The following is a 21797-nucleotide window of genomic DNA, read 5'->3' on the forward strand; positions in this document are numbered from 1 at the left end:
TGTCGATCCGAACGACCGACCCCGGACGAGATCGCGACGGCGGTGAACACGCCGGACGGCACGTACCGTCGGGACCGTCCGTTCCTACCAGTACCAGAGAAGCCGCATGTGGATTCCCCTGACCGTGGTCGCCGGCGACCGGCGGGCCGACCTGCACGTCCGCTGCACACCGACGGCCACTGTCGACGATCTGCGTGCGGCTCTGGCCGAGCGGCTGCAACTCGCCGACCCCGGCGAGCTCAGCGTCGACGGCAGGCGTCCGGCAGCCGGTGACCGGCTCGCCGCGGCCGGTGTACGGGCCGGCGCCACCGTGTGCCTCGGCCCCGCCCGTCAGCTCGCGCGGGCGCCGGAGCCACGGCGGGTGCTCGAAGGGGTCGCGGGCCCCGACGGCGGGCTGATCATCGCCCTCCCGGAGACCGGAACGATCTCGATCGGCCGGGATGCGTCGAACACCGTGGTGCTCGCCGACACCGCGGTCAGCCGCCGCCACGCCATTGTCGCCTGCACACCGGGCGAGGTCGTGGTGCGCGACGCCGGGTCGGCCAACGGCACCGAGGTGAACGGTACGGTGCTGATCGACGCGCAGCCGCTCACCGCGGGCGCGGTGGTCCAGGTCGGCGACAACCAGCTGCGTTTCCGGGCCGGGCCGGACGCTGCGCCCGCGGCGAAGCTGGTGCGGCAACCGGATGGCAGTGACCGCCTCGATCGGCCGCAACGCTTCACCGAGCCGCCGGTCGTGCGGGAGGTGCGGCTGCCCCGCAAACCGCCCGATCGCAGCCGCAGTTCAGCCGGCATCGGCTGGGCGGCCCTGTCCAGTCTGGTGCTGGGCGTGGTCGCGTACTTCGTGTTCCACAGCTTCACCTTCCTGCTGCTCGCCGCGGCCAGCACGGCGACGCTGCTGATCTCGGCGCTGGTGTCCTATGTGAGGGCCCGTAGGGAGCAGGCCCGGGCCGCCGGCCGGCACGCGGCGGAACACGCCGCCGCTGAGGCCGAGATCGAGGCGCTCGTGGTGGCCGAGCGGACGGCCCGCCGCCGGGCGACGCCCGGCCCGGCCGACGTGGTGGCCATCGCCCGGCGGCCGGGGCCGACGCTCTGGGAACGCCGGCCCACTCACCCCGACTTCCTCGAGGTGCGGATCGGCATCGCCGCGCTGCCGTCGAGGGTGACCGTCCGCGATCCAGACGGCGGCACCACCGTGCCGGACGTGCGTGACGTGCCGCTGACCGTGTCACTGACCGTGGCCGGGACGGTCGGGCTGGCCGGCCCGTTCCCGGCGGCGCGGGCGGTGGCCCGCTGGATCGTGCTGCAGGCGGTGGTCCAGAGCGGGCCGGCTGATCTGCGGGTGGTGGTGCTCACCGCCCCCGGCGACCGGGCCGCGCAGGCCGGTTGGGACTGGGTGCGCTGGCTACCGCACGCCCGGCCGGAGAACGGGCCGCTCGCGTCGGTCGGCGCCGACGCCCTGTCGTTGCAGGGCCGGATCGATGAGCTCGCCGCGCTGGTGGCGCAGCGGCGTCAGGCCGGCGACGGCGGTACGGCGGCGCCGCGCCGGCTGCTGGTGGTCGACGGACTGTCCGCCAACGATGTGCCCGGGCTGGCCGAGTTGTTGCAGGCCGGTCCGGACGCGGGAATCAGTGTGGTGGCGGTCGGTGAGTTGCCGTATCGATGTCCGGTGACGGTCACCTTCCAGGACAGTGCCAACGTCACCGTGCAGCGGGCCGGTGAGTCGCCGCGGCCCGACGTGGTCGCCGACCAGATCGGCGTCGAACCGGCCGAGACCGCGGCGCGGGGTATCGCCGCGTTGCGTGACCCGCAGTCGGCCGGTGGCATGAGTGGTCTGCCCGAGCGGGTCGCGCTGCTCGACGATCACGACGGCGCCGGCGACCCGGCCGCGATCGCCCGGCGATGGCGGGGCGTTCCGCGCCGTACCGACATCGTGGTGGGTCGGGCCGCAGACGGCCCACTCGCCATCGACCTCGCCGCCAACGGGCCGCACGCGATCGTGGCCGGGGCCACCGGCTGGGGCAAGTCGGCGTTCCTGCAGACGCTGGTCGCCGGGTTGGCGCTGGCCAACCGGCCGGACGAACTCGGCTTCCTGCTCATCGACTTCAAGGGCGGGGCGGCGTTTGCGCCGTTTGTGACTCTGCCGCACGTGATGGGCATGATCACCAACCTGGACGGGCGGGCGGTGATGCGTGCGCTCGACTCGCTGGCCGGCGAGATCCTGCGCCGGCAGGTCTACCTGCGGGAGGCCGGTGTCGAGAAGCTGGCCGAGTATCAGCGGCTGGCCGCCGCCGGCGCGCTCCCCGACGGCTGCCCGCCGCGGCTGCCGCGGATGTGCATCGTGGTCGACGAGTTCGCCATCCTGCGCGAGAAACTGTCCGACGACATCCTGCGGCGATTGGTGCACGTCGCCACCCAGGGACGGTCGATCGGGCTGCATCTGATCCTGGGTACGCAGACGCCGCGGGGCGCGGTGCCGCCGGAGATCGCCGAGAACGCCAAACTGCGCATCGCGTTGCACCTGAGCGCCGACCACTCGCAGGACGTCGTGGGTACGCCGGACGCGCGGCTGATCACCGTGCCGGGCCGCGGTCTGGTGCGGCGTGGCCAGGAGGCGGACGTCGTGGTGTTCCAGTCCGCCTACGTGGGCGGCCGGACCCGCCGGGTCGGTGGGCCGCCGGTGCGGGTGCTGCGCGCCGCTTTCGACGAGCTCGGGCGTGAGCCGGCGGGGGAGGAGGTGGCCGAGGTGCGCGACGCCGACATCCTGGTGCGGGCGGTCGCGGAGGCGGCGGCAGCAGCGGGCATCGGCCGGCCGGAGCTGCCGTGGCTGCCTGAGCTGCCCGCCCGGCTGGACGCGGCGGGCCTGTCGAGTTCGTCGGCGCCGGCTCTGCCGTACGGCCGGGAGGATCGCCCGGAGGAGCGGCGGCAGCCGGTCGCCGAATGGGATCTCGACGCGGGCACGCATCTGCTGGCCGCCGGGCGGCCCCGGTCGGGCCGCAGCACACTGCTCCGGACCCTCGCCGCGGCGATCGCGAAGCAGCCCGCCGACCGGGTTCACCTCTATGTGATGGACTGCGGTGGCGCGCTCGCCGACCTGCGTGATCTTCCGCAGTGCGGCGCCTACCTGGATCAGAGCGAACTGGCTCGGGGCGCCCGTCTGCTGGACCGTCTCGAAGCGCTGGTGTCGGGCGGTCCGGCGGCGGCCCGGACGGTGCTGTTCATCGACGACTGGGACAGCTGGGTGCAGACGTTCGGTGAGGTCGACGGCGGGGCGTTGCACGAGCAGTTGATGCGTGTCGTACGAAAGGGGCCGGCGGCCGGGCTGCACGTGGCGGTCACCGGCGGCAGCACGCTGTTCACGTCGGCGCGGGCTCGTGCGCTCAACGAGGCGAGTCAGGATCGGCTGGCGCTGGCGTTCGACGCCGAGGACTACGGGTGGATCGGGGTGCCGGCCACCGCCCGGCCGGCGGAGCCGCGGCCCGGTCTGGCCGTCCGGCTCGGCGCGCCGCACCGGGCGGTGCAGGTGGCCGTCTTGTCGCAGCCACTGCGGGCGCCGGCCCGAGGTCCGGAGAAGGGCGGGCCCTGGCCGGTCGACGCGTTGCCGTCGCGGGTCGGCTACCCGGAGGCCGCGGTGTTGCCGCGAGGTACCGGTCCCGCGTGGATCGGGCTCGGCGTGGGCGGAGACCGGTTGCAGTGGCTGGGTGCCGATGCCGTTCGGGAGGGGCCGGCCGTGTTCGTCGCCGGTGAGCGCCACAGCGGCCGGAGCACCACGCTGCTGGCGATCGCGCTGGACGCCCTGGACCGTGGGGTGCCGGTGGTCGCGGTCGCGCCGTCGCGGGGTTCGGTGTTGCACGAGCTGACCGGGGTGGCCGGGGTCGCCGCGGTGCTGGGTGCCCGGCAGCCGACCGACCGGCAGATCGGGCTGGCGATCGCCGCCGCCGGGGCGGGGCCGTGCCTGGTGGTGATCGACGACGCCGAACAGTTGCAGAACTCCGACGGCGGTCGGGCGCTGCACCGGATGATGCTGGCGGAGGACGCCGGCCGTGCCTTCGTGGTGGCCGCCGACCTGGCGGTGCTCAGTGCGCCGGCGCCGAACTCGCTGCTCGGTGAGGCCGGTCGCGGCGGTACCGGGCTGGTGCTGACGCCGAGGTCGGCGCGGGTGCACCTGTTCGGGGTGCTCACCCGGCTGCCCGAGGCGTACGTCAGCAGCGAGCCGCCGGGGCGTGCGGTGCTGCTGCGCCGATCGGCGGCGGCGCCGGTGCAGGTGCCGTACGCGTCGAGTGCCGATGTGCGCGGGCGGGCTCGCCGGTCGGGGTCGGTGGCGGCCCTGCTGCAGGTGACCGACGTGCTGGCGGGGCCCGCGCCGACGCCGGCCGGGCGGCTGTGTGAGCTGATCGACCGGCTGCGGGCTGCGGGTTTCGACGAGCTCGCCCCGGATGCGGCGCAGCGGGCGGTCGCGTGGGCGCCGGGGTGGGACGGAACGCCGGAGGATCTGGTCGCGGCGGCCCGGTAGCCGATCTCAGCCGAAGACGGCGTTTTCGCCGGGTGGGGGCGTGATGTGCAGGGTGGCGGCGACGCCGTCGAACACGTCGAGCAGTTGCATGGCGTGTGTCATCGCCGGGGTCTGGAAGGACAACAGCCAGGGGCGTGCGTGGGCCACGGCGTATTGGGCCTTGAGTTCCCAGAGGTCACCGAGCGGGCTGGCAGCGATGCCGCGGAAGAGTCGTCGGACGGTGACGCCGGCCGGCAGGTCCAGGCGTGCCGACGGCCCCTCGTCGATGCCGTCGGTCGGTGTGGTGTCTCCGGTGTCGTCCATGATCACCATCAGGGACGCGGACACCACCTGCCCGGTCTCGTCGTCGGCGGCCGCGCCGCCGGCCATCAGGATCGTGCCGGCCGACGCACCGACTCGGGCCAGCTGGATCAGCTCGTCGGCGATGCCGGGGAACGGGGCCGGCCGGTTGTCGGCGATGCCGTGGGCGCGGGCGGTGAGGTCCGGCTCGTCGGTCGGCAGAGACCACCAGCCCGGGGGCAGCGCGATGTCGAGCACGGTGCCGTCGTCGGCTCGAACCGTCGTCTGCTGCCAGGTCATCGCTTGTCGCCGCCGATCCACCCTTGAACGTTCTTGCGTACCTCATTCGCCTCGTGGGTCTGCACGAGGGCGTCACCCACCACCCAGCGCCGGTTGTCGGGTGGCAGCCACCGTTGCATCGACGGCAGCGGCGCATGCTGTCTCGCCTCCTGCACCACTGCGGTCATCTGCTGCTCGTTGCGAAAGGCGGTGACGGGGTGCAGGATCTCGCGGCGTGCGGCGGCAGTGAAACCGACCGCCAGTTCATCGGCTGCCTCGGCGGCTCCGGTCGCGAACCTCGCCCCGCCCGCGGTCTCAGCGGCGGTACGGAGTTGGTGTTCGGCTTTGGCGGCCTTGGCCATCGGTCTGAACCCGGCGCCGAGACCACCCGTGGCCACATCGACGGTGTCGCCGCCGACGGTGCTCCAGCTCGCGTCGCCGTCGGCCACCAGTTTCAGGTCGACTCCGAGTTTGGCCACATCGACCGCCAGCAGCAGTCCGCGACCGGCCGCCGCCGCCGGCAGGGCGAGCGGTGCGAGCGGTGGAAACGCGGAGGCCACCGTAAGGACCAGGACGGCGGTGCCGAGCACGTCGCTGACGTCGTGCAGGACGTCGCCGATGTTCTGCCAACGGGAGTGCCTGAACTTCTCGACGATGTCGCTGGCGTGGCCGAGGGCCACGGCACAGGTCTTCGCCGCCGCCGTCGCCTGTGCCGCTACGTCGTCGTGCCGGCGCTGCAGGGCGGCGAGCCCGGGCACGTTCGGCGTCGCGGGGGAGGCGAACACGGTCAGCGCGTTGTTCGTCTCGGCCGATCGTTGCAGGTCGTTGGCTTCGCGGGCGATCTGCGCGGCGGTGGCCTGCAGTGCCCCGAGCGTCTGCAGCCAGCGCGTGAGATCCTCGGCCGCGCCGGTGTACGCCGACTCCGCGGCCTGCAGTCGGCGTACGATCTCGTCCCGCCGCCGGCCGCAGGCGTCGGCCGCCGGGCCGGTCCACAGTGTGACGTCGGCACCGATCCGGCCCAGCAGCACCACCGCGTCACCGGCTGTTCGGGCGGCGTCGCGGAGCCGGGCGATCACCGCGGCGATCACCTCGGAATCGCCCGGCGCCGGGTCACCGCGGCGCAGTAGCGGCGCAGTCCGTGGGAACGAACCGGGCAGCATCACGGACCGCTCCGGAAATAGCGCACCATGGATTGTTCCAAACCGTCGTAGATCTGCGCCGCCTGACGCATCTTCTGGCTCAGCGCCGTTGTCTCCTCGTCGATATCGGAGATCATGTCGCTGCCGTTGCGAGCCAATTCGTCGAGTGCCTGATCGACAATTCGCGGACACGCACCGGAGGGAATCCCTCGGAGCGCGGATTCGATTTCGGCCAGCGACGCGGCGGTCCGGCTGATCTGATCGGCCGACGACCGCAGGCCGTCGGTGTCGAAGCTGCCACGCACCATCGCGGTCCTCAGCCGCCGAAGGCGCGGGCGATCGAACTCTCGTTCGTCTCGTAGGCCGAACTGGCCTGGTTCAGCACCAGGCCCATCTGCTGCAGGCTCTCCAGCAGCGGCTGGACGGCCCGTTCCCACTGCTCACGAGTGCTCTGGAAAGCGGCCGCACCGGGGCCGGTCCACACTGCGGAGAGCTGTCCGGCAGCCGAGCGCAACGCGGCGATGGCCTGCTCCAGTTCGTCCGACCGCTGCCGGGTCAGGTTGGCGTGATTGGCGATCTCCGCACTGTCGAACGTGCCCTGGGCCATGATCCGAACCTTTCTGAGAATCGACTTTGATGTCGTCGACAATAGCCAGAATGGGCCGGAAATCGTCTGGCGGTGACACTCGAACGGGGGACGACTTCCGGTCATCAGTTCCGTACGTCCGGGGGGTGTGAGTGAGCCCGAATTGCCGGTATTAATGGGATACCCACAAGTCACGCGGAGGCACTAACATGGGCGGCGAAACGCCATTCGGCCGCGATTACCTGCTGCACGAGAAGGTGGGCAGCGGCAGTTGGGCGGTCGTTCACCGGGCGACCCGCCGGGCCGGTGGGCCGCCCCTGGCGGCGAAGGTGCTGCGCCCTGAGGTGGCCGCCGACCGGCGCGTACGCGAGCTGTTTCTCGGTGAGGAGCTGGCGCTGCGCGAACTCGACCACGAGTCGATCGTCGCGGTGCACGACCTCGTCGTCGAGGGCGGCCGGATGGCGCTGCTGATCGAGTTCGTCGACGGCCGGGACCTGCGAACGCATCTGAGCGCCCACGGCGGTCGCCTGCCGGAGGCGCAGGTCGCCGACATCGGCGCGCAGCTGGCCGGAGCGCTGGCCTACGCGCATACCCAGGGTGTCGTGCACCTGGACGTCAAACCGGAGAACGTCCTGCTGACCGCGGCCGGAACGGTGAAACTCGGCGACTCCGGGGTGGCGTCGATCCTGCGCGAGGCGAAGCCGCCCGCCGGGGGAACGGCCGCGTACGCCGCACCGGAACTGGACGCCGGCCACCCGCCGACCGGGGCCGCCGACGTCTGGTCGCTGGGTGTGCTGCTCGCCGAGCTCGTCACCGGCGCCCGCCCGGCGTCGCACGCCGACGTGGCGGCGCTGCCGCCCATCCTCGGCGGGATCCTCGCCGACTGCCTGAACCTCATGCCCCGCGACCGGCCGTCGGCCCGTCGGGTCGCCGCCGCTCTCCGCGCGGCCGACATCCCGGACGGCCGGGATTTCGTGCCCGCCGCACAGCGCACCCGGCTGCGGCGGTCCGGCGCCGCACCGCCACCCCCACCGGCGGCGTCACGGCCGCACCGCCGACGCCGGGCGGTGGCATCGGCCGCCGCCGCGGCCGTCCTGGCCGGGGCGCTCGCCGGCGTGGCCGTCACCGCGAGCGCCGACGAGCCACCCGCACCCGCGCCCACGGCCTCGTCCGCGGCACCGTCCACCTTCACGGCGTCGGTGGCCGCGGCACCCGCTCCCGTCGTGCCGTCGATCCCGACCCGGATCACCTATGCCGCCCACCTCGTCGAGGACGCCGGCACGCTCTACCTCGCGGTACGCGACGGAACCGCGATCGCCTATCTCTGCGACGGCGAGCGAGTCGAGGCATGGTTCGCCGGCACCGCCGACGCCGGCGAGCTCGACCTGACCAGTAAGAAGGGCGACACCCTGTCCGGCACGTACGACGCCGACGCGGCCCGTGGCTCGGTGACGGTCGGCGACGACACCACCGAGTTCACGCTACCGCCGGCGGGCGGCCGAGCCGGGCTCTTCCGGTCGCTGACCAGGGTGAACGGAGCGCGGGTCAAGGGCTCCTGGATCGTGCTGCCCGACGGCCGCCAGGTCGGCGTCGTCACCGTCGACGAGGCCGCCGAACCAGCCCCGCAACTCGACCTGACCACGGAGACGGCCGTCATCGGCGGCGTCGCCGTCGACACCACCCGCATCGATGTGGAGTCCGGTGCGGGCTTCGAGTGACTCTGCCGCCGCGACTTTCCCGAACACAGGAGATCACCACATGCTTGCCCTGGTACCAGCCGATCCGGTCATGGTCGGCGACTTCGAGTTGCTCGCCCGGCTCGGCGCCGGCGGCATGGGCCAGCTCTATCTGGGGCGACGTCCCGGCGCACCGGCCGCCGCGATCAAACTGATCCGGCCCGACCTGACCCACCAACCCGACTTCCGGGTCCGGTTCCGCCGTGAGATCGCCGTCGCCGCGCAGGCCGACAGCCCCTACACCGCCCGGGTGATCGGCGCCGACCCGGACGGTGACCCGCCGTGGCTGGCCGTCGAGTACGTGCCCGCCCCGTCGCTCGCCGAGGTCGTCGGCACACACGGGAGGCTACCGGTCGACGCTGCCCGGGTGCTGATGGCCGGACTGTGCGCCGGACTGACCCGTGTGCACGCCCTCGGCCTGGTCCACCGGGACCTCAAGCCCGGCAACGTGCTGGTCGGTACGGACGGCCCGCGAATCATCGACTTCGGTGTGTCGCGCGTTCTCGACTCGAGCACCATCACCCAGACCGGCCAGCTGCTCGGCAGTCCCGGCTTCATGTCGCCGGAACAGGCACTCGGTACCGGGCCGGTGGGCGCACCCACGGACGTGTTCTCACTCGGCGCCCTGATGGCGTTCGCCGTGACCGGCACCTCGCCGTTCGGAGCCGGGCAGACGGCGGCGGTGGTCTATCGCGTCGTGCACGAGCCACCCGCCCTCGACGACGTGCCCGGCGAGATCCGCGACCTGATCGCCGCCTGCCTGGTCAAGGACCCGGCCGACCGGCCGACGGCGGCCGAGGTGCTCGACCGGCTGGGCGCCGACGGCACGCCGGCGGACTGGCTGCCCCGGCCCGTCGTGGACGACATCGACCGGCGTGTCGCCGAACTGGCGGCGCTCGACACCCCCCGACGGCAGGGGCCGGATCCGACCGTTCTGCGTCCACGGCCCGCGCCCGCGACGCCGCCGGCTCCGGCCCGCAGACGCGGGCGGGCGATGGCGCTCGCAGGCACCGGTGTGGTTGCCGCCCTGGCGGTCACCGGCATCGCCGGGTACGGCATGCGGGGCGGCGAACCCGGGCCGCCGCAAACACCCGCCGCGGTCACCGAACGTGCGCTGACCGTACAGCCCGCCGCGGCGGCCCGGTCGGCATCCTCGTCCCCGTCGCTCCCGGCATCGCCGTCGGCCCCGCCACCGGCGGCCGCGTCCGCTCCTGCGCCGGCCGCGGCGATCCTTCCCGACGTGGCCGGACCCGCGCCGGTGGCCGCCGACGACGATCCGGCCCCGGCTCCCACCAGATCGGCTGCACCCCGGCGGTCACCCACCGGACGCGCGACACCACCGCCGGTCGTGGGGAGCCTGCAGCGTACGCCCACCGGTTGCATCCGGATCACCGTGCGCAACCCCGGCCCGACCGGCCCCGACCCGCAACAGATGATCGAGGTGAACGTCTCCGGCGCGACACTGCGGCCGACCATGGCCGCCGAGGTCGTGGGCGCCGCGCGACAGATCTGGTTCGCCTGCGGCTCGGGCAACGTCACCACCCTGCGGCCCGCGGCGGTCACGACGAACTACTGCCTGACCGACCTCGGCGGCTCCACGGTCGGCACACGGCCGTGCGACGGCGGCGCCGGTCAGACGTGGACGCACCGCTGGCGCGGCAAGGACACCCAGGACCGGGACCACTGGGTGCTGATCAGCTCGGCGTCGGCCCGTGTCCTGGAGATCGGTGCGAGCGGGCAGCTGAGGACCGCCGCCGAGAAGGACTTCGACCATCGGCAGCTGTTCTGGTACTGGCAGGCCTGACCAGGGCGAAGGTCACCACTTCGGTACGGGTGGACGCCCGCCACCCGCGGCCGGCGGGTCACAGGTGGGTGAACCGGAGGACCGGCTTGATGGTGTCGCCGGTGATGACGTCGGTGACGGCCTGCTGGATGTCCTCGAAGGCGTAGTGGCGGATCAGCCGGTCGATCGGCAGGCGCCCGGCGGTGACCAGGTCGACCAGGACCGGGATGAGGGACTGGGTCTCGCTGTCGCCGAGGGTGAGGCCGGTGATCGTACGGCCGCCGAGCATGTGGTTGACGTCGACCGGCACGGTCGTGCCGAAGGCGGGTGCACCGACGACGACAGCGGTGCCGCGCGCGGCGAGAACGCCGATGCCGGCCTGTAGGACTCCGGTGGCGCCGGTGGTCTCGACGACGCCGTCGACACCGTGGCCGCCGGTCAGTTCGGCGACGGCGTCGGCCAGGTCGACGGCCGTGGTGTCGACGACGTCGGTGGCGCCGAGTTCGGTGGCCAGTTCGAGACGGCCGGGGACCCGGTCGACGACGATGATCCGTCCGGCCGGGCTGAGCCGGGCGGCCATCACTGCGGACAGGCCGACCGCGCCGGCGCCGGTGATCATCAGGGTGGCGCCGGGCCGGGGTTGCAGGACGTTCCAGATGGCGCCGGCGCCGGTCTGCACGCCGCAGCCGAGCGGGGCGAGCAGGTCCAGTGGCGCGTCCGGGGCGACCTTGACGACGCTGCGTTCGTCGGCGAGGGCGTGTCCGGCGAACGAGGACTGGCCGAAGAAGTGACCGCCGACCGGATGCCCGCCGCGGGTGAGGGTGGCGGTGCCGTCGCCGCGGCGGCCGCCGAGCAGGTTGTCCGGCAGCCACGTGGCGCAGTAGGCGGGATGGCCGTCGCGGCAGTTTCCGCAGGCCCCACACGAGGTGAAGGACAGCAGTACCCGGTCGCCGGGTGCGACCGAGGTGACGGCCGAGCCGACGGCTTCCACGATGCCGGCGCCTTCGTGGCCGAGGACGCCGGGCAGCGGGAACGGCAGGGCCCCGGCGGCCACGCCGAGGTCGGTGTGGCAGAGCCCGGCCGCGACGACCCGGACCAGTACCTCGCCGGGTCGGGGCGCGTCCAGGTCGACGCGGGTGAGGGAGAACGGGGCGCCGGCGGACTCGACGATCGCCGCGGTGGTCGTGGTCAACTCAGGCCTCCAGGGAGATCAGAACGGATTTGGTACGGGTATAGGGCTCGAGTCCTTCCGGGCCGTATTCGCGGCCGAAGCCGGAGGCCTTCACCCCGCCGAACGGCATGGCCGGGTCGAGCATCGCCCAGTCGTTGACCCACACGATCCCGGCGTCCAGGCGGGCGGCGACCCGGTGGGCGCGGGCGATGTCGCGGGTCTGCACACCGGCGGCCAGGCCGTACGGGGTGCCGTTGGCCAGTGCGATCGCCTCGTCCTCGGTGTCGAACGCCTGCACGGTCAGCACCGGGCCGAAGATCTCCTCCTGGACGACCGGGGAGCTGTCGGGCAGACCGGCGATGACGGTCGGCTGGTGGTAGAAGCCGGGGCGGTCGACACGGTCGCCGCCGATGACGATGCGGGCGCCCTCGGCGCGGGCCCGGTCGATGTGGTCGCGCACCTTGGCCAGGTGTCGTTCCCCGGCCATCGGCCCGATCACGGTGGCCGGGTCGAACGGGTCGCCGAGCGGGACGCCGGGCAGTGCCTGGGCGAGGATGCCGAGGAGGGTGTCGTACAGCGGGCGGGCTACCAGCAGCCGGGGGCCGCCCATGCAGAACTGGCCGGTGTTGAAGACGAACGCCTTGATCACCGTGCCGACGGCCTTCTCCACGTCGGCGTCGTCGAACACGATGTTCGCCGCGTTGCCGCCGAGTTCCATGGTCACCGGTTTGAGGGCGGCTCCGGCGGTGGCCGCGGCGTGTCGGCCGACCGCGGTGGAGCCGGTGAACGCGACCTTGTCGACGCCGGGGTGACGCAGCAGTGGCTCCCCGGCGTCGGGTCCGCGGCCGGTGACCACGTTGAGGACACCGGCCGGCACCCCGGCTTCGGTCAGCAGTCTCGCCATGAACAGGGCGGACAGCGGGGTGTCGTCGGCCGGTTTGTGGACGACGGTGTTGCCGGCGGCCAGCGCGGGGGCGAGCTTGGAACTGCTCAGGATCAGCGGGAAGTTGAACGGCGTGATGGCCGCGACCACGCCGACCGGTTCGCGGCGGGTGTAGGCGTGCGCGGGCATGGCGACGGTACGGTGCTCACCGCCGACGGTCTGGATCAGGGCGGCGTAGTACTCGTAGACGTCGGCGGCGGTGTCCACGTCGACCGGCCGGCAGAGGCTGACCGGTTTGCCGACGTCGAGGCTCTCCAGGGCGGTGAGTTCGTCGGCGTGTTCGCGGATCAGCGCGGCGACCCGGTTCAGGATCCGGCCGCGTTCCCGGACCGGGGTGTCGCGCCAGGCCGGGAGGGCGGCGCGGGCCGCGGTCACCGCGTCCTCGACGTCTTTCGCGGTGCCGGCGGCGACCGTGGTGACGATCGTGCCGGTGGACGGGTCGAGCACGTCGAGGCGCCCGCCGTCGGCGGCGTCACGCCACCGGCCGTCGATGAACAGCTGTCCGGGGGCCGGCTCGGGCCGGGTGATGGGGGTCATAGTGCTGAGACGGTAGGGACGCGTGGCCCTTTCGGGACCGGTGAGGTTACGGGGGTGTTACCCGGTCCGGTCCGGAAACGGGTACCCGGGCGACCCAGGCGGCGACCTGCGAGCGGGACGAGAATCCGAGCTTGGCCAGCAGGTTCTGCACGTGCCCGTCGACGGTGCGGGTGGACAGGACCAGACGTTGGGCGATGGCCCGGTTGCTGAGGCCCTCGGCGATCAGGTCGGCGATCTCCCGTTCGCGGCGGGTCAGGCCGGGGTCGTCGCCGGCGGGCGCCGGTGCCACGGCGGTGGGCTGTCGCAGGGCGTAGCCGATGGCGGCTTCGAGGGTGGGCTGGACACCCTGCTCGAAGGCGGCCCGGTAGGCGGCCGGCCGCAGCGCGCGGGTGGCGGCCGCCGCGCACCGGTCGTGGTGGACACCCAGCGGCGGGCCGAAGACGCCGACGTGGGTGCCGATGCTGCGCCAGATCGAGTACGCCGTACCCAGCAGCTGGGCGGCCCGTTCCGGCCGGCCGGCCGAACCGGCGATCCACCCCAGCGTCTCGATCATCAGGCCGGCGCCGACCGCGTCGCGGAACCCGGACTGCAGACCGAGCGCGGCCAGCACCAGGTGGTGGGCCTGTTCCGGGTCGCCGCGGCGCCAGGTGTCGAAGGCCAGGACCCAGCGGGCGTACGACTGGGACAGATGCTCGCCGCGGGCCTCGCCGACGTCGATGGCCCGCCGGGCGATGGCGGTGGCCTGCTCGTGTTCGCCGCAGTGCGACAGTGTGATCGCCAGCTGGAACTGGGCGTGCAGGACGCCGGCGGTCTCACCGGCGGTCTCCAGCGCGTCGACGGCCGCCCGGAATTCGGTGATGGCGGCCGGCATGTCGCCGCGGAACAGGTTCGCCGTTCCGGCCTGGCTGGCGGCGTGCGCGGCGGGCACCGGGTCGCCGGTGGCCGCGGCGACCCGCCGGCACTCGGCCAGCCGTTCGCGGGCGGTCTCCTGGTCGCCCTGCAACAGCGGCACCCACGCGCCGACCCAGAGCGCGTCGGCGCGGGCCCGGCCGTCCGGGGCGGGCCGGGCCAGGGCTCGCTCCAGCCATTCGCGGCCCTCGCTGATCAGCCCGTCCGCGGACCAGTGCCAGCGCAGCGCCGCGGCCAGGGTCAGGGCCGGTTCGGCGCCGTCCGGGTCGGTGAGGAACTCCTCGAACGCGGCCCGCAGGTTGCCGTGCTCGGCGCGGACCCGGGCGAGGGTCTGCTCCTGGCCGGGGCCGCACCAGTCGCGCTCCCCGCGGACGGCCAGGTCCAGGTAATACGCCCGGTGGCGGCGGCGCAGGGTGTCCTGTTCGCCGAGTTCCGCGAGCCGGCTCTGGCCGTACTCCCGAATGGTCTCCAGCATGCCGAACCGCGCGCCGCGGTGGGTGACCAGGGACTGTGTCGCGAGTTGGTCGAGAAGGTCGAGGATGTCGGCGCGTTCCAGGCCGTCGCCGGCGCAGACGGCCTCGGCGGCGTCCAGGTCGAAGCCGCCGGTGAAGACCGACAGCCGGGCCCACAGTCGCTGCTCGGCCGGGGTGCACAGGCCGTAGCTCCAGTCGACGGTGGCCCGTAGCGTGCGCTGTCGGGGTGCGGCGACCCGGCTGCCGACGCTCAGCAGGGCGAACCGGTCTTCGAGGCGTTGCAGGAGCTGGTCGATGGAGAGGGTGCGCAGTCGGGTCGCGGCCAGCTCGATGGCGAGCGGGATGCCGTCGAGGCGGGTGCACAGCCGGGCCACGGCTTCGCTGTTGACGCCGGTGACGGTGAAGCCGGGTGCGACGGCGGCGGCCCGATCGGTCAGCAACGTCACCGACTCGACCGGGCTCAAGGGTGGTACGGGCAGGACGTGCTCGCCGTCGATGCCGAGGCTCTGCCGGCTGGTGGCCAGGATCCGGGTGCCCGGGGCGTGCCGTAGGACGGTGTCGGCGAGGGTGGCGCAGGCGTCCAGGACGTGTTCGCAGTTGTCCAGCAGGAGCAGCGCCTGCCGGTCGGTGAGGAACTCGGTCAGCCGGTCGAGGGCGGGCCGGGCCGACTGGTCGCGGATGGCCAGGGCGGCGGCGACCGCGGACGCGACCCGGCCGTCCTCGGTGAGCGCGGCCAGGTCGACGAACCACACCCCGTCCGGGAAGGCGCGGCGGGCCTCGCCGGCCGCCTCGACGGCCAGCCGGGTCTTGCCCGCGCCGCCCGGCCCGGTCAGGGTGACCAGCCGTGACGTGGCCAGCCGCTCCCGGACCTGGCCGATCTCTCGCCGCCGCCCGACGAAGCTGGTCACGGCAGCGGAGAGGTTACCCACCGTTCGCACCATAAGAGGGTGAACCTTGCGCTTGTACGGGCGGAATACGATCGCGGCATGCCGGCGCGAGTTCGGCGGACGTGGATCCGCCGGCCCAGGGTAGCTGAGTTCATTCTTCTCGCGGTCCTTCTGGTGGTGGTCGCTTTCGTCGCCCTGCCACTGGTCTGGGTGGTCCTGGTGGCGTTCGTGTTCTGGACGTACCTGCGGATGTTCTGCTTTCCGTTGTTGACCGAGCAGTACCGCAACGTGTGGCGCAGGCGGCTGCACGGCGTCTCCACGCAGGGGACGGTGGTGGGCGTGGACGTCCGCACCGACGAGGACCCGGAGTGGGCGCAGGTCCGGGTGGACGCCTCGGACGTGGTGGTCCTGGTGTCGCTGGGACGGCTACGGGTGGGTGACCGGGTCGGTGTCCGCTACTACCCGCCGGACCCCCGTTCGGCGGTCCGGCTCGATCGTTCGTTCGGCACGCTGCTGGGCCTGGCGGTCCTGGAGGTGCTGCTCGTCGCCTACCAGGTGGCGGTCCTGGCGTACGCGGGCCGGCTGGTCTACGCCCTGATCTGAGGTCAGTCGGTGAGCGGGAAGCAGCCGGCGAACGGATCGGGTAGCGCGCGCCAGGCGTCGGATCCGTCGGCGAGTTCGGGGTCGGTGAGCAGGCAGGCGTTCAGGAGTTCGGTGATCGCCCGGTGGTCGAGGTGCAGGCCGATCAGGGCGAGCACGGTCCGCCGGTCGCCGTAGTAGGGGGTCCCAGTCGAGGTCGGCGGCGAGTCGACGTTCGTCGCTGGTCTCGGTCCACCGGTCGGCGGGCAGGGCGGCCAGCCAGTAACCGAGGCTGCCGAGGCTGGTGCCGCCACCGGCGAATTCGAAGGCGATGGCGGTGTCCGGCTGACTGGCGATCCACAGTTGGCCGCGGCCGCGTAGCGCGTGTTCGGTCAGGTCCTCCAGGGCGTCGTGCAGGCGATCCGGGTGGAACGGTCGGCGGGTCCGGAAGACGATCGAGGTGACCCCGTGGTCGTCGTCCGGATCGTGTACGGCGATCGGCCGACCCTCGAGGGCGAGTCCGAGCAGGCCGGGGCGGCCGGGGTCGTGTCGGCCGGTGCCGCGGACGAGCGTGGACAGGGCGGTGCAGTCGAGGTTCGGTGAGGTGCCGGTGTCGACCTGGATCGCCCACGGGGCGAGGCGGTGGATCAGGGTGCCGAGCCGGCTGATGTCGGTGCCGTCGGCGCCGGGGCGGCTCCAGATGACGACGGTGTCGCTGAACTCGACCTGGTGCACGACCACTTCGGCGACCGCCCGGTGGTCGTCGTCGGCCGCGTGCAGGTCGCGGTCGCGCAGGTCGTCGGGGCTGGCCAGGTCGTCGAGGAAGGTGTCGGCGTCGACGACGGTGACGTAGGAGTCGAAGCGCACCGCGTCGGTCACCGCCGTGCCGTCGACCACGCAGTGGACACAGGCGGCGGCGACGGCCTCGGGTTCCACCACGGTCGGCAGGACCAGCAGCAGGTCGCGGCCGGGGTGCTCGCGGGCCAGCCGGACCAGGGTGGGCAGCACGTCCTCGCGCAGGGTGCAGGAGACGCATCCGTGCACCAGTTCGACGGCGGTGTGTTCCAGCACCGCGGCGGCGGACTCGACGGTACGGCTGACCAGTCCGTGCCGGAGGCCGGTGAGGTCGTGGCGGACCGCGATCAGGGTGTCGTCGGCGATGAGCAGGGCCCGCGCGGTGGCTTGGACGGCGCTGGTCGAGAAGCCGGACAACACGGTGACGGCGGGCCGCTGATCCACGGGCACGGGCAGGACGGAGGTGATCGGGTTGGCACTCACCCGCTCATCTTGTCGCGCCCACTTGGTAATGACAACGGTTTTCATTATAGAGTTTCGGCATGTCCTTCGTCTGTGACGTGACAGGCGCGAAGCCGAGCTTCGGCAACGCCGTGTCACATTCCCACCGCCGCACCCGACGCCGCTGGAACCCGAACGTCCAGCGCCGCCGCTTCCGGCTCGCCGACGGCACCACCGTCCGCCTCCACGTCAGCACCACCGGAATCAAGATCATCGACCGGGACGGCATCGACTCGGTCGTCGCCCGCCTGCGCGCCAAGGGGGTACGGCTCTGATGGCCAGGAGCACCGACATCCGCCCCGTGATCAAGCTGAAGAGCACCGCCGGCACCGGGTACACCTACGTCACCCGCAAGAACCGCCGCAACGACCCGGACCGCCTGGTGCTGCGCAAATTCGACCCGCTCGCCCGGGCCCACGTCGACTTCCGGGAGGACCGCTGATGGCCCGCCTCAGCCTCACCCTGCGCGAGAGACGACGCACCGAACTCGCCGAGCGGTACGCCGACCGCCGCGCCGCACTGAAGACGACGATCTCCGCGCCGTCGACCGATCCGGACGAGCGCGCGGCCGCCGTACGGGCACTGGCGGCGCTGCCCCGCGACTCGAGCCGCTGCCGGCAGCGCAGCCGCGACCAGATCGACGGCCGGCCCCGCGGCGTGCTGACCCGGTTCGGCCTGTCCCGGGTCCGGTTCCGCGAGCTGGCCCATCGCGGCGAACTCCCGGGCATCCGAAAAGCGTCCTGGTGACCACCGACCGGAACACCATGCGCTGAGCCGCCGCTCGTCCGGACGGTCGGCGTCCGCGGCGCGGCACCGGCCCGACCACCGGTGCCGCGTTCACCGGTTCCTGGCCGATGCGCGAGGATCCACGACGAACAGCCGGCGGGCGTCGGTCGGGACGGCAGGCAGGGGGTCGGACGGGGTGGCGGACGGGAGAAACGCCGGTCGGGTGCCGGTCATCGCGCTCACCGGTCACCTCGGTGCCGGAAAGACCAGCCTGCTCAACCATCTGCTGCGTCGCCCCGGCGCCCGCCTCGGGGTCGTGGTCAACGACTTCGGTGTGCTGAACGTGGACGCGGCGCTCGTCTCCGGGCAGGTCGACGAGGCCGCGGCGATCTCCGGTGGCTGTGTGTGCTGCCTGGACGACGCCGGTGGCCTGGACGATGCGCTCCAGCGGCTCTCCCGGCCCCGGCTCCGGCTGGACGCGATCCTGGTCGAGGCCAGCGGGGTGGCCGAGCCGGTCACGCTCAGCCGGCTCATCGGCGGCAGCGGAGCCGGCTGGATCCGGCCGGGCGGGCTGGTCGAGGTGATCGACGCGGTGGAGCACTTCCGTACCGTCGACCTCTGGCCGGAGCCGCCGGCCCGTTACGCGGCGGCGACGCTCGTCGTCGTCAACAAGGTCGATCTGCTGCCCGCCGCCGAGCGCGATGAGGTCGTCGACCGGATCCGGGAGCGGGTCCGGCGGCGCCATCCGGCCGTGCCGATCGTCACCGCCCGGCACGGCCGGATCGACCCGGCCCTGGTCTTCGACACCGCCGCCGACGAGGACCCGATCGACGAGCTGCCGCTCGCCCGGCTCATGCGTGAGCAGAACCGCGACCACCACGACCACGAGCACGCGCGGGCGGCCTCGGTCGAACTGGCGGGGCCGGTGTCCCCGAGCCTGCTGATCGATCTGCTCGAGGATCCACCGACCGGCGCCTACCGGCTCAAAGGTCGGGTACGGGTGCGCGGTTCCCGTTCCGAGCAGGGTTTCCTCGTCAACGTCGTCGGCACCCTGATCCATGTCGCGCCGCTACCGCAACCGCCGCCGGTCGGTGAACTCGTCGCCATCGGCATGCAGCTGGACCAACCCGCCGCACAGCGGCGTCTGGACGCCGTCGCGAGCGCCCCGGCCGCGGCACCGGACACCGCCGGACTCCGCCGGTTGCGCCGCTACCGCACGCTCAGCACCTGAGTGTCTCCTTCTCATCGAGATCTCTCGTAGCGGCCGGTTCGAGCTTCGTGCGGGCTGTCATTCGCAGGGAACAGGTTGTTGACAATCATGTTGATGACTGCAAATGTTCGGTCAGGTAAGCGGTTTCAGCGTTTCGTCCGCTCGATGGCTGGTTTGCGCGTTTTTCCTGTTCGGTGATCCGGCCGCCGCGCTCGTTGCAGTGGAGACGCCATGTCTGACACGTCGAACGCACATCCCACCCCTACCGCCCGTGCGCGAGAGATCGTCGCCGGGGCCTACGACACGCACGTGCACGTCGCGCCGGACGTGATGAGACGCCGCATCGACGATGTCACCCTGGCCCGGAGATTCAGTGAGGTCGGGCTGGCCGGATTCGTGCTCAAATCGCACTACGTGCCGACGGCGGAGCGGGCCGAGGTGGTTCGCGGCATCGTTCCCGGAGTCGGGGCACTGGGGGCGCTCACCCTCAACGGATCGGTCGGCGGGCTCAACCCGGTGGCCGTCGAGATCGCCGGGCGGCAAGGGGCCCGGGTCGTCTGGCTGCCCACCGTGGACTGCGCGAACGAGCGGGCCAGCCGGGCGGATCCGGCGCCGGGTACGCCGGTGCCGATGTGGGCCGCCCTGCAGGACGAGCTCGCGGAGCAGGGGATCGTCGCGCCGACCATCGAGGTCGTCGACGACCACGGTGAGATCCGGCCCGAGCTGCTGGCGGTGCTTGCGGTCATCGCCAAGCACGACCTGGTCCTGGCGACCGGCCACCTGAGCGGGCCGGAGATCGTCGAGGTGGTCGACGCGGCGGCCGACGCCGGGGTACGACACATCATCGTCACCCACCCCGAGTTCACCTCACAGCAACTGGACGTCGCGACCCAACGGCACCTGGCGGAGCGGAGTGCGCTCCTGGAACGGTGCTTCACCACCCCGTACACCGGAAAAGTGTCCTGGGACCTGGTTTTCGAGCACATCCGGGCGACCGGTCCGGAGAACTCGATCCTCTCCAGCGACCTCGGGCAGCCGTTCAACCCGCCGGTGGAGGACGGGCTCGCACTGCTCGCGGATCGTCTGCTGGACGCGGGGTTCAGCGAGGGTGACGTGCACACCATGGCGGTCGTGAACAGCCGCCGGGTCGCCGAGCCGACGCCATGAAGGCCGTCCTCGAGGTGAGGGAACTGGCGAAACACTTCACCAAGGACGGCACCGACCTGGTGGCGCTGCGCGGCTTCGATCTGACCGTCGAGCCCGGCTGCTTCCTGGTGTTGCTGGGGCGCAGCGGCTGCGGCAAGTCGACGCTGCTCAACCTGCTCGCCGGGCTCGCCCCGGCGACGGCCGGGGTGATCCGCTACCACGGTACGGCGGTGACCGGGCCGCGGACCGAGATCGGCTATCTCACCCAGCACGACACCCTCATGCCGTGGCGGGACGTGCGACGCAACGTCGAGATGCCGATGGAGCTGCGCGGGGACCCGAAGGCCGAACGGATCCGGGCGGCGCAGGAGCTGATCGAGCGGGTCGGGCTGGCCGGGTACGAACGGCACTACCCCCGGGAGCTGTCGGGTGGAATGCGTAGACGGGCCGGCCTCGCCCGGATGCTCGCCGGGGATCCGGAGACGCTGTTGCTCGACGAGCCGTTCAGTGCCCTCGACGCGCTGCTGCGCACCGAACTGCAGGCCGACCTGTTGCGGCTCTGGTCGGGCAGCGGCAAGTCGGTGGTGTTCGTGACCCACGACATCGACGAGGCGCTCGTGCTCGCCGACCGGGTGGTGGTGCTCGGCGCGCTCGGGCGGATCGTGCTCGACCTGGACGTAGATCTGGGCCGGCCCCGCGACCTGGACGAGATCCGCGTCGATCCCGGCTACGTCCAGCTGCACCGGCGACTGGCCGCCGCGCTGAAGGAGGCGGCATGACCGCGACATCCGTGTCCAGGCCACTGCGGATCGAGAGCCGGCAGACGTGGTGGCAGCGCCACGGACGTCGTACCACCGTGTGGGGTTTGCGGGCTCTGGTCCTCGTCGTGGGACTGGTGGCGTGGCAGTTGCTGTCCGGGCCGGTCCTGGACCCGCTGTTCGTCAGCTCGCCGGCGGGCATCCTGGAACGGCTGACCCAGTGGACCACCGACGGCACGTTGTGGGAACACGCGTGGACCACGATCAAGGAGGTCGTGCTCGGGTTCACGTTCGGGGCGCTCGCCGGGGCACTCCTTGCTTATCTGATCGCGCCGGTCCGCACCATCTGGTCGGTGCTGGACCCGTTCCTGATGGCGCTCTACTCGATCCCCAAGGTGGCCCTGGCACCGCTGTTCATCGTCTGGTTCGGCATCGGCACCCAGATGAAGGTGCTGCTCGCCGCGGTCAGCGTGTTCTTCCTGGTCTTCCTCAACACCGCGGCCGGTGTGCGAGACGTCGACCGAGGGCTGATCGACGCGGTCCGGCTGATGGGCGGCACCCGACGCGACATCGCCGTCAAGGTGACCCTGCCGGCGTCGATGACCGGGCTGCTCACGGGGCTGCACGTGGCGATCCCGTACGCGCTCATCGGCGCCGTCATCGGTGAGCTGGTCGCCTCCAACCGCGGCCTCGGCTACCTCATCAGCGACGCGTCGGCCCGCTTCGACACCGACGGGGTGTTCGCCACCCTGGTCGTGCTGAGTGTCTTCGCGGCAGTGCTCAACCTGCTCGTCAACCTCCTCGGCGCCCGCGCCAACCGCTGGAAGCCGCTCGATCAGTGACATCG

At 72.5% G+C, this 21797-nt stretch carries 18 protein-coding genes and 1 pseudogene; 11 read left to right on the top strand and 8 right to left on the bottom strand.

Features of this window, described 5'->3' with window-relative positions:
- Positions 1 to 106 precede the first annotated feature (106 nt).
- On the top strand, positions 107 to 4513 hold the full coding sequence (locus Q0Z83_RS11980; RefSeq protein WP_317793942.1) for an FtsK/SpoIIIE domain-containing protein: 4407 nt from the start codon (positions 107 to 109) through the stop codon (positions 4511 to 4513).
- A 6-nt stretch (positions 4514 to 4519) separates the two neighbouring features.
- Here the strand turns inward: Q0Z83_RS11980 and Q0Z83_RS11985 are convergent, their stop codons facing one another.
- From Q0Z83_RS11985 to Q0Z83_RS12000, 4 genes are read right to left on the bottom strand one after another with little or no spacing between them, the layout of a single operon-like run.
- On the bottom strand, positions 4520 to 5092 hold the full coding sequence (locus tag Q0Z83_RS11985; RefSeq protein WP_317793943.1) for a hypothetical protein: 573 nt from the start codon (positions 5090 to 5092) through the stop codon (positions 4520 to 4522).
- Positions 5089 to 6234: a hypothetical protein gene (locus Q0Z83_RS11990; RefSeq protein WP_317793944.1), complete on the bottom strand. Its 1146-nt coding sequence runs from the start codon at positions 6232 to 6234 to the stop codon at positions 5089 to 5091. Before Q0Z83_RS11990 ends, Q0Z83_RS11985 begins: the two co-directional genes overlap by 4 nt.
- On the bottom strand, positions 6231 to 6518 hold the full coding sequence (locus Q0Z83_RS11995) for a hypothetical protein (protein ID WP_317793945.1): 288 nt from the start codon (positions 6516 to 6518) through the stop codon (positions 6231 to 6233). Before Q0Z83_RS11995 ends, Q0Z83_RS11990 begins: the two co-directional genes overlap by 4 nt.
- Before the next feature lie 8 nt (positions 6519 to 6526).
- Positions 6527 to 6817 (bottom strand): WXG100 family type VII secretion target, encoded by a 291-nt coding sequence (locus Q0Z83_RS12000; RefSeq protein ID WP_317793946.1) that lies wholly within the window; start codon positions 6815 to 6817, stop codon positions 6527 to 6529.
- 188 nt (positions 6818 to 7005) lie between these two features.
- Between Q0Z83_RS12000 and Q0Z83_RS12005 the strand changes: the two genes are divergently transcribed.
- Both Q0Z83_RS12005 and Q0Z83_RS12010 read left to right on the top strand, forming a co-directional pair.
- Complete coding sequence (locus Q0Z83_RS12005) at positions 7006 to 8514, top strand: protein kinase domain-containing protein (RefSeq protein WP_317793947.1); 1509 nt, start codon at positions 7006 to 7008, stop codon at positions 8512 to 8514.
- A 40-nt stretch (positions 8515 to 8554) separates the two neighbouring features.
- Positions 8555 to 10336: a serine/threonine-protein kinase gene (locus Q0Z83_RS12010; RefSeq protein ID WP_317793948.1), complete on the top strand. Its 1782-nt coding sequence runs from the start codon at positions 8555 to 8557 to the stop codon at positions 10334 to 10336.
- 58 nt (positions 10337 to 10394) lie between these two features.
- Here the strand turns inward: Q0Z83_RS12010 and Q0Z83_RS12015 are convergent, their stop codons facing one another.
- Genes Q0Z83_RS12015 through Q0Z83_RS12025 form a run of 3 tightly spaced genes read right to left on the bottom strand, consistent with a single transcriptional unit; the run spans position 10395 to position 15277 of the window.
- Complete coding sequence (locus Q0Z83_RS12015) at positions 10395 to 11507, bottom strand: NAD(P)-dependent alcohol dehydrogenase (RefSeq protein ID WP_317793949.1); 1113 nt, start codon at positions 11505 to 11507, stop codon at positions 10395 to 10397.
- A gap of 1 nt (position 11508) precedes the next feature.
- Positions 11509 to 12966 carry an aldehyde dehydrogenase family protein gene (locus Q0Z83_RS12020; protein ID WP_317793950.1) on the bottom strand — a complete coding sequence of 486 codons (1458 nt, stop codon included), beginning with the start codon at positions 12964 to 12966 and terminating at the stop codon, positions 11509 to 11511.
- 46 nt (positions 12967 to 13012) lie between these two features.
- Positions 13013 to 15277, bottom strand: coding sequence for an ATP-binding protein (locus Q0Z83_RS12025; protein WP_317793951.1), 2265 nt, complete (start codon positions 15275 to 15277; stop codon positions 13013 to 13015).
- A gap of 57 nt (positions 15278 to 15334) precedes the next feature.
- Here Q0Z83_RS12025 and Q0Z83_RS12030 point away from each other — a divergent pair, with 57 nt between their 5' ends.
- Positions 15335 to 15838, top strand: coding sequence for a hypothetical protein (locus Q0Z83_RS12030; RefSeq protein WP_317793952.1), 504 nt, complete (start codon positions 15335 to 15337; stop codon positions 15836 to 15838).
- Positions 15839 to 15840: 2 nt separating this feature from the next.
- Here the strand turns inward: Q0Z83_RS12030 and Q0Z83_RS12035 are convergent.
- Positions 15841 to 17092: pseudogene (locus Q0Z83_RS12035) on the bottom strand (CobW family GTP-binding protein).
- A gap of 59 nt (positions 17093 to 17151) precedes the next feature.
- Here Q0Z83_RS12035 and rpmB point away from each other — a divergent pair.
- The 7 genes from rpmB (at position 17152) to Q0Z83_RS12070 (ending at position 21792) form a co-directional block, all read left to right on the top strand.
- The gene (gene rpmB / locus Q0Z83_RS12040; protein ID WP_317793953.1) at positions 17152 to 17385 is read left to right on the top strand and encodes a 50S ribosomal protein L28; all 234 of its coding nucleotides are present in this window, start codon (positions 17152 to 17154) and stop codon (positions 17383 to 17385) included.
- Positions 17385 to 17552 (top strand): 50S ribosomal protein L33, encoded by a 168-nt coding sequence (gene rpmG, locus Q0Z83_RS12045; protein WP_317793954.1) that lies wholly within the window; start codon positions 17385 to 17387, stop codon positions 17550 to 17552. Before rpmB ends, rpmG begins: the two co-directional genes overlap by 1 nt.
- Entirely contained in the window at positions 17552 to 17857 is a 306-nt protein-coding gene (gene rpsN / locus Q0Z83_RS12050) for a 30S ribosomal protein S14 (protein ID WP_317793955.1), read from the top strand. Before rpmG ends, rpsN begins: the two co-directional genes overlap by 1 nt.
- 175 nt (positions 17858 to 18032) lie before the next feature.
- Positions 18033 to 19067: a CobW family GTP-binding protein gene (locus Q0Z83_RS12055; RefSeq protein WP_317793956.1), complete on the top strand. Its 1035-nt coding sequence runs from the start codon at positions 18033 to 18035 to the stop codon at positions 19065 to 19067.
- A 210-nt stretch (positions 19068 to 19277) separates the two neighbouring features.
- A complete protein-coding gene (locus Q0Z83_RS12060; RefSeq protein ID WP_317793957.1) occupies positions 19278 to 20213 on the top strand; it encodes a DUF6282 family protein in 936 nt (311 codons plus the stop codon).
- On the top strand, positions 20210 to 20971 hold the full coding sequence (locus tag Q0Z83_RS12065) for an ABC transporter ATP-binding protein (RefSeq protein ID WP_317793958.1): 762 nt from the start codon (positions 20210 to 20212) through the stop codon (positions 20969 to 20971). The genes Q0Z83_RS12060 and Q0Z83_RS12065 overlap by 4 nt, the downstream gene beginning before the upstream one ends.
- Positions 20968 to 21792, top strand: a complete 825-nt coding sequence (locus Q0Z83_RS12070) for an ABC transporter permease (protein WP_317793959.1) — start codon at positions 20968 to 20970, stop codon at positions 21790 to 21792. The genes Q0Z83_RS12065 and Q0Z83_RS12070 overlap by 4 nt, the downstream gene beginning before the upstream one ends.
- Positions 21793 to 21797: the final 5 nt, after the last annotated feature.

The sequence above is a fragment of the Actinoplanes sichuanensis genome, from assembly GCF_033097365.1.
Lineage (GTDB): Bacteria > Actinomycetota > Actinomycetes > Mycobacteriales > Micromonosporaceae > Actinoplanes > Actinoplanes sichuanensis.

What these genes read in the sequence shown, in the direction of transcription:
- Q0Z83_RS12000 (WP_317793946.1), bottom strand. Translation starts at nt 6,817, where the DNA reads ATGGCCCAGGGCACGTTCGACAGTGCGGAGATCGCCAATCACGCCAAC.
- Q0Z83_RS12020 (WP_317793950.1), bottom strand. Translation starts at nt 12,966, where the DNA reads ATGACCCCCATCACCCGGCCCGAGCCGGCCCCCGGACAGCTGTTCATC.
- Q0Z83_RS12010 (WP_317793948.1), top strand. Translation starts at nt 8,555, where the DNA reads ATGCTTGCCCTGGTACCAGCCGATCCGGTCATGGTCGGCGACTTCGAG.
- Q0Z83_RS11985 (WP_317793943.1), bottom strand. Translation starts at nt 5,092, where the DNA reads ATGACCTGGCAGCAGACGACGGTTCGAGCCGACGACGGCACCGTGCTC.
- Q0Z83_RS12060 (WP_317793957.1), top strand. Translation starts at nt 19,278, where the DNA reads ATGTCTGACACGTCGAACGCACATCCCACCCCTACCGCCCGTGCGCGA.
- rpmB (WP_317793953.1), top strand. Translation starts at nt 17,152, where the DNA reads ATGTCCTTCGTCTGTGACGTGACAGGCGCGAAGCCGAGCTTCGGCAAC.
- Q0Z83_RS12070 (WP_317793959.1), top strand. Translation starts at nt 20,968, where the DNA reads ATGACCGCGACATCCGTGTCCAGGCCACTGCGGATCGAGAGCCGGCAG.
- Q0Z83_RS12030 (WP_317793952.1), top strand. Translation starts at nt 15,335, where the DNA reads ATGCCGGCGCGAGTTCGGCGGACGTGGATCCGCCGGCCCAGGGTAGCT.
- Q0Z83_RS11995 (WP_317793945.1), bottom strand. Translation starts at nt 6,518, where the DNA reads ATGGTGCGTGGCAGCTTCGACACCGACGGCCTGCGGTCGTCGGCCGAT.
- Q0Z83_RS11980 (WP_317793942.1), top strand. Translation starts at nt 107, where the DNA reads ATGTGGATTCCCCTGACCGTGGTCGCCGGCGACCGGCGGGCCGACCTG.
- Q0Z83_RS12005 (WP_317793947.1), top strand. Translation starts at nt 7,006, where the DNA reads ATGGGCGGCGAAACGCCATTCGGCCGCGATTACCTGCTGCACGAGAAG.
- rpmG (WP_317793954.1), top strand. Translation starts at nt 17,385, where the DNA reads ATGGCCAGGAGCACCGACATCCGCCCCGTGATCAAGCTGAAGAGCACC.
- Q0Z83_RS12065 (WP_317793958.1), top strand. Translation starts at nt 20,210, where the DNA reads ATGAAGGCCGTCCTCGAGGTGAGGGAACTGGCGAAACACTTCACCAAG.
- rpsN (WP_317793955.1), top strand. Translation starts at nt 17,552, where the DNA reads ATGGCCCGCCTCAGCCTCACCCTGCGCGAGAGACGACGCACCGAACTC.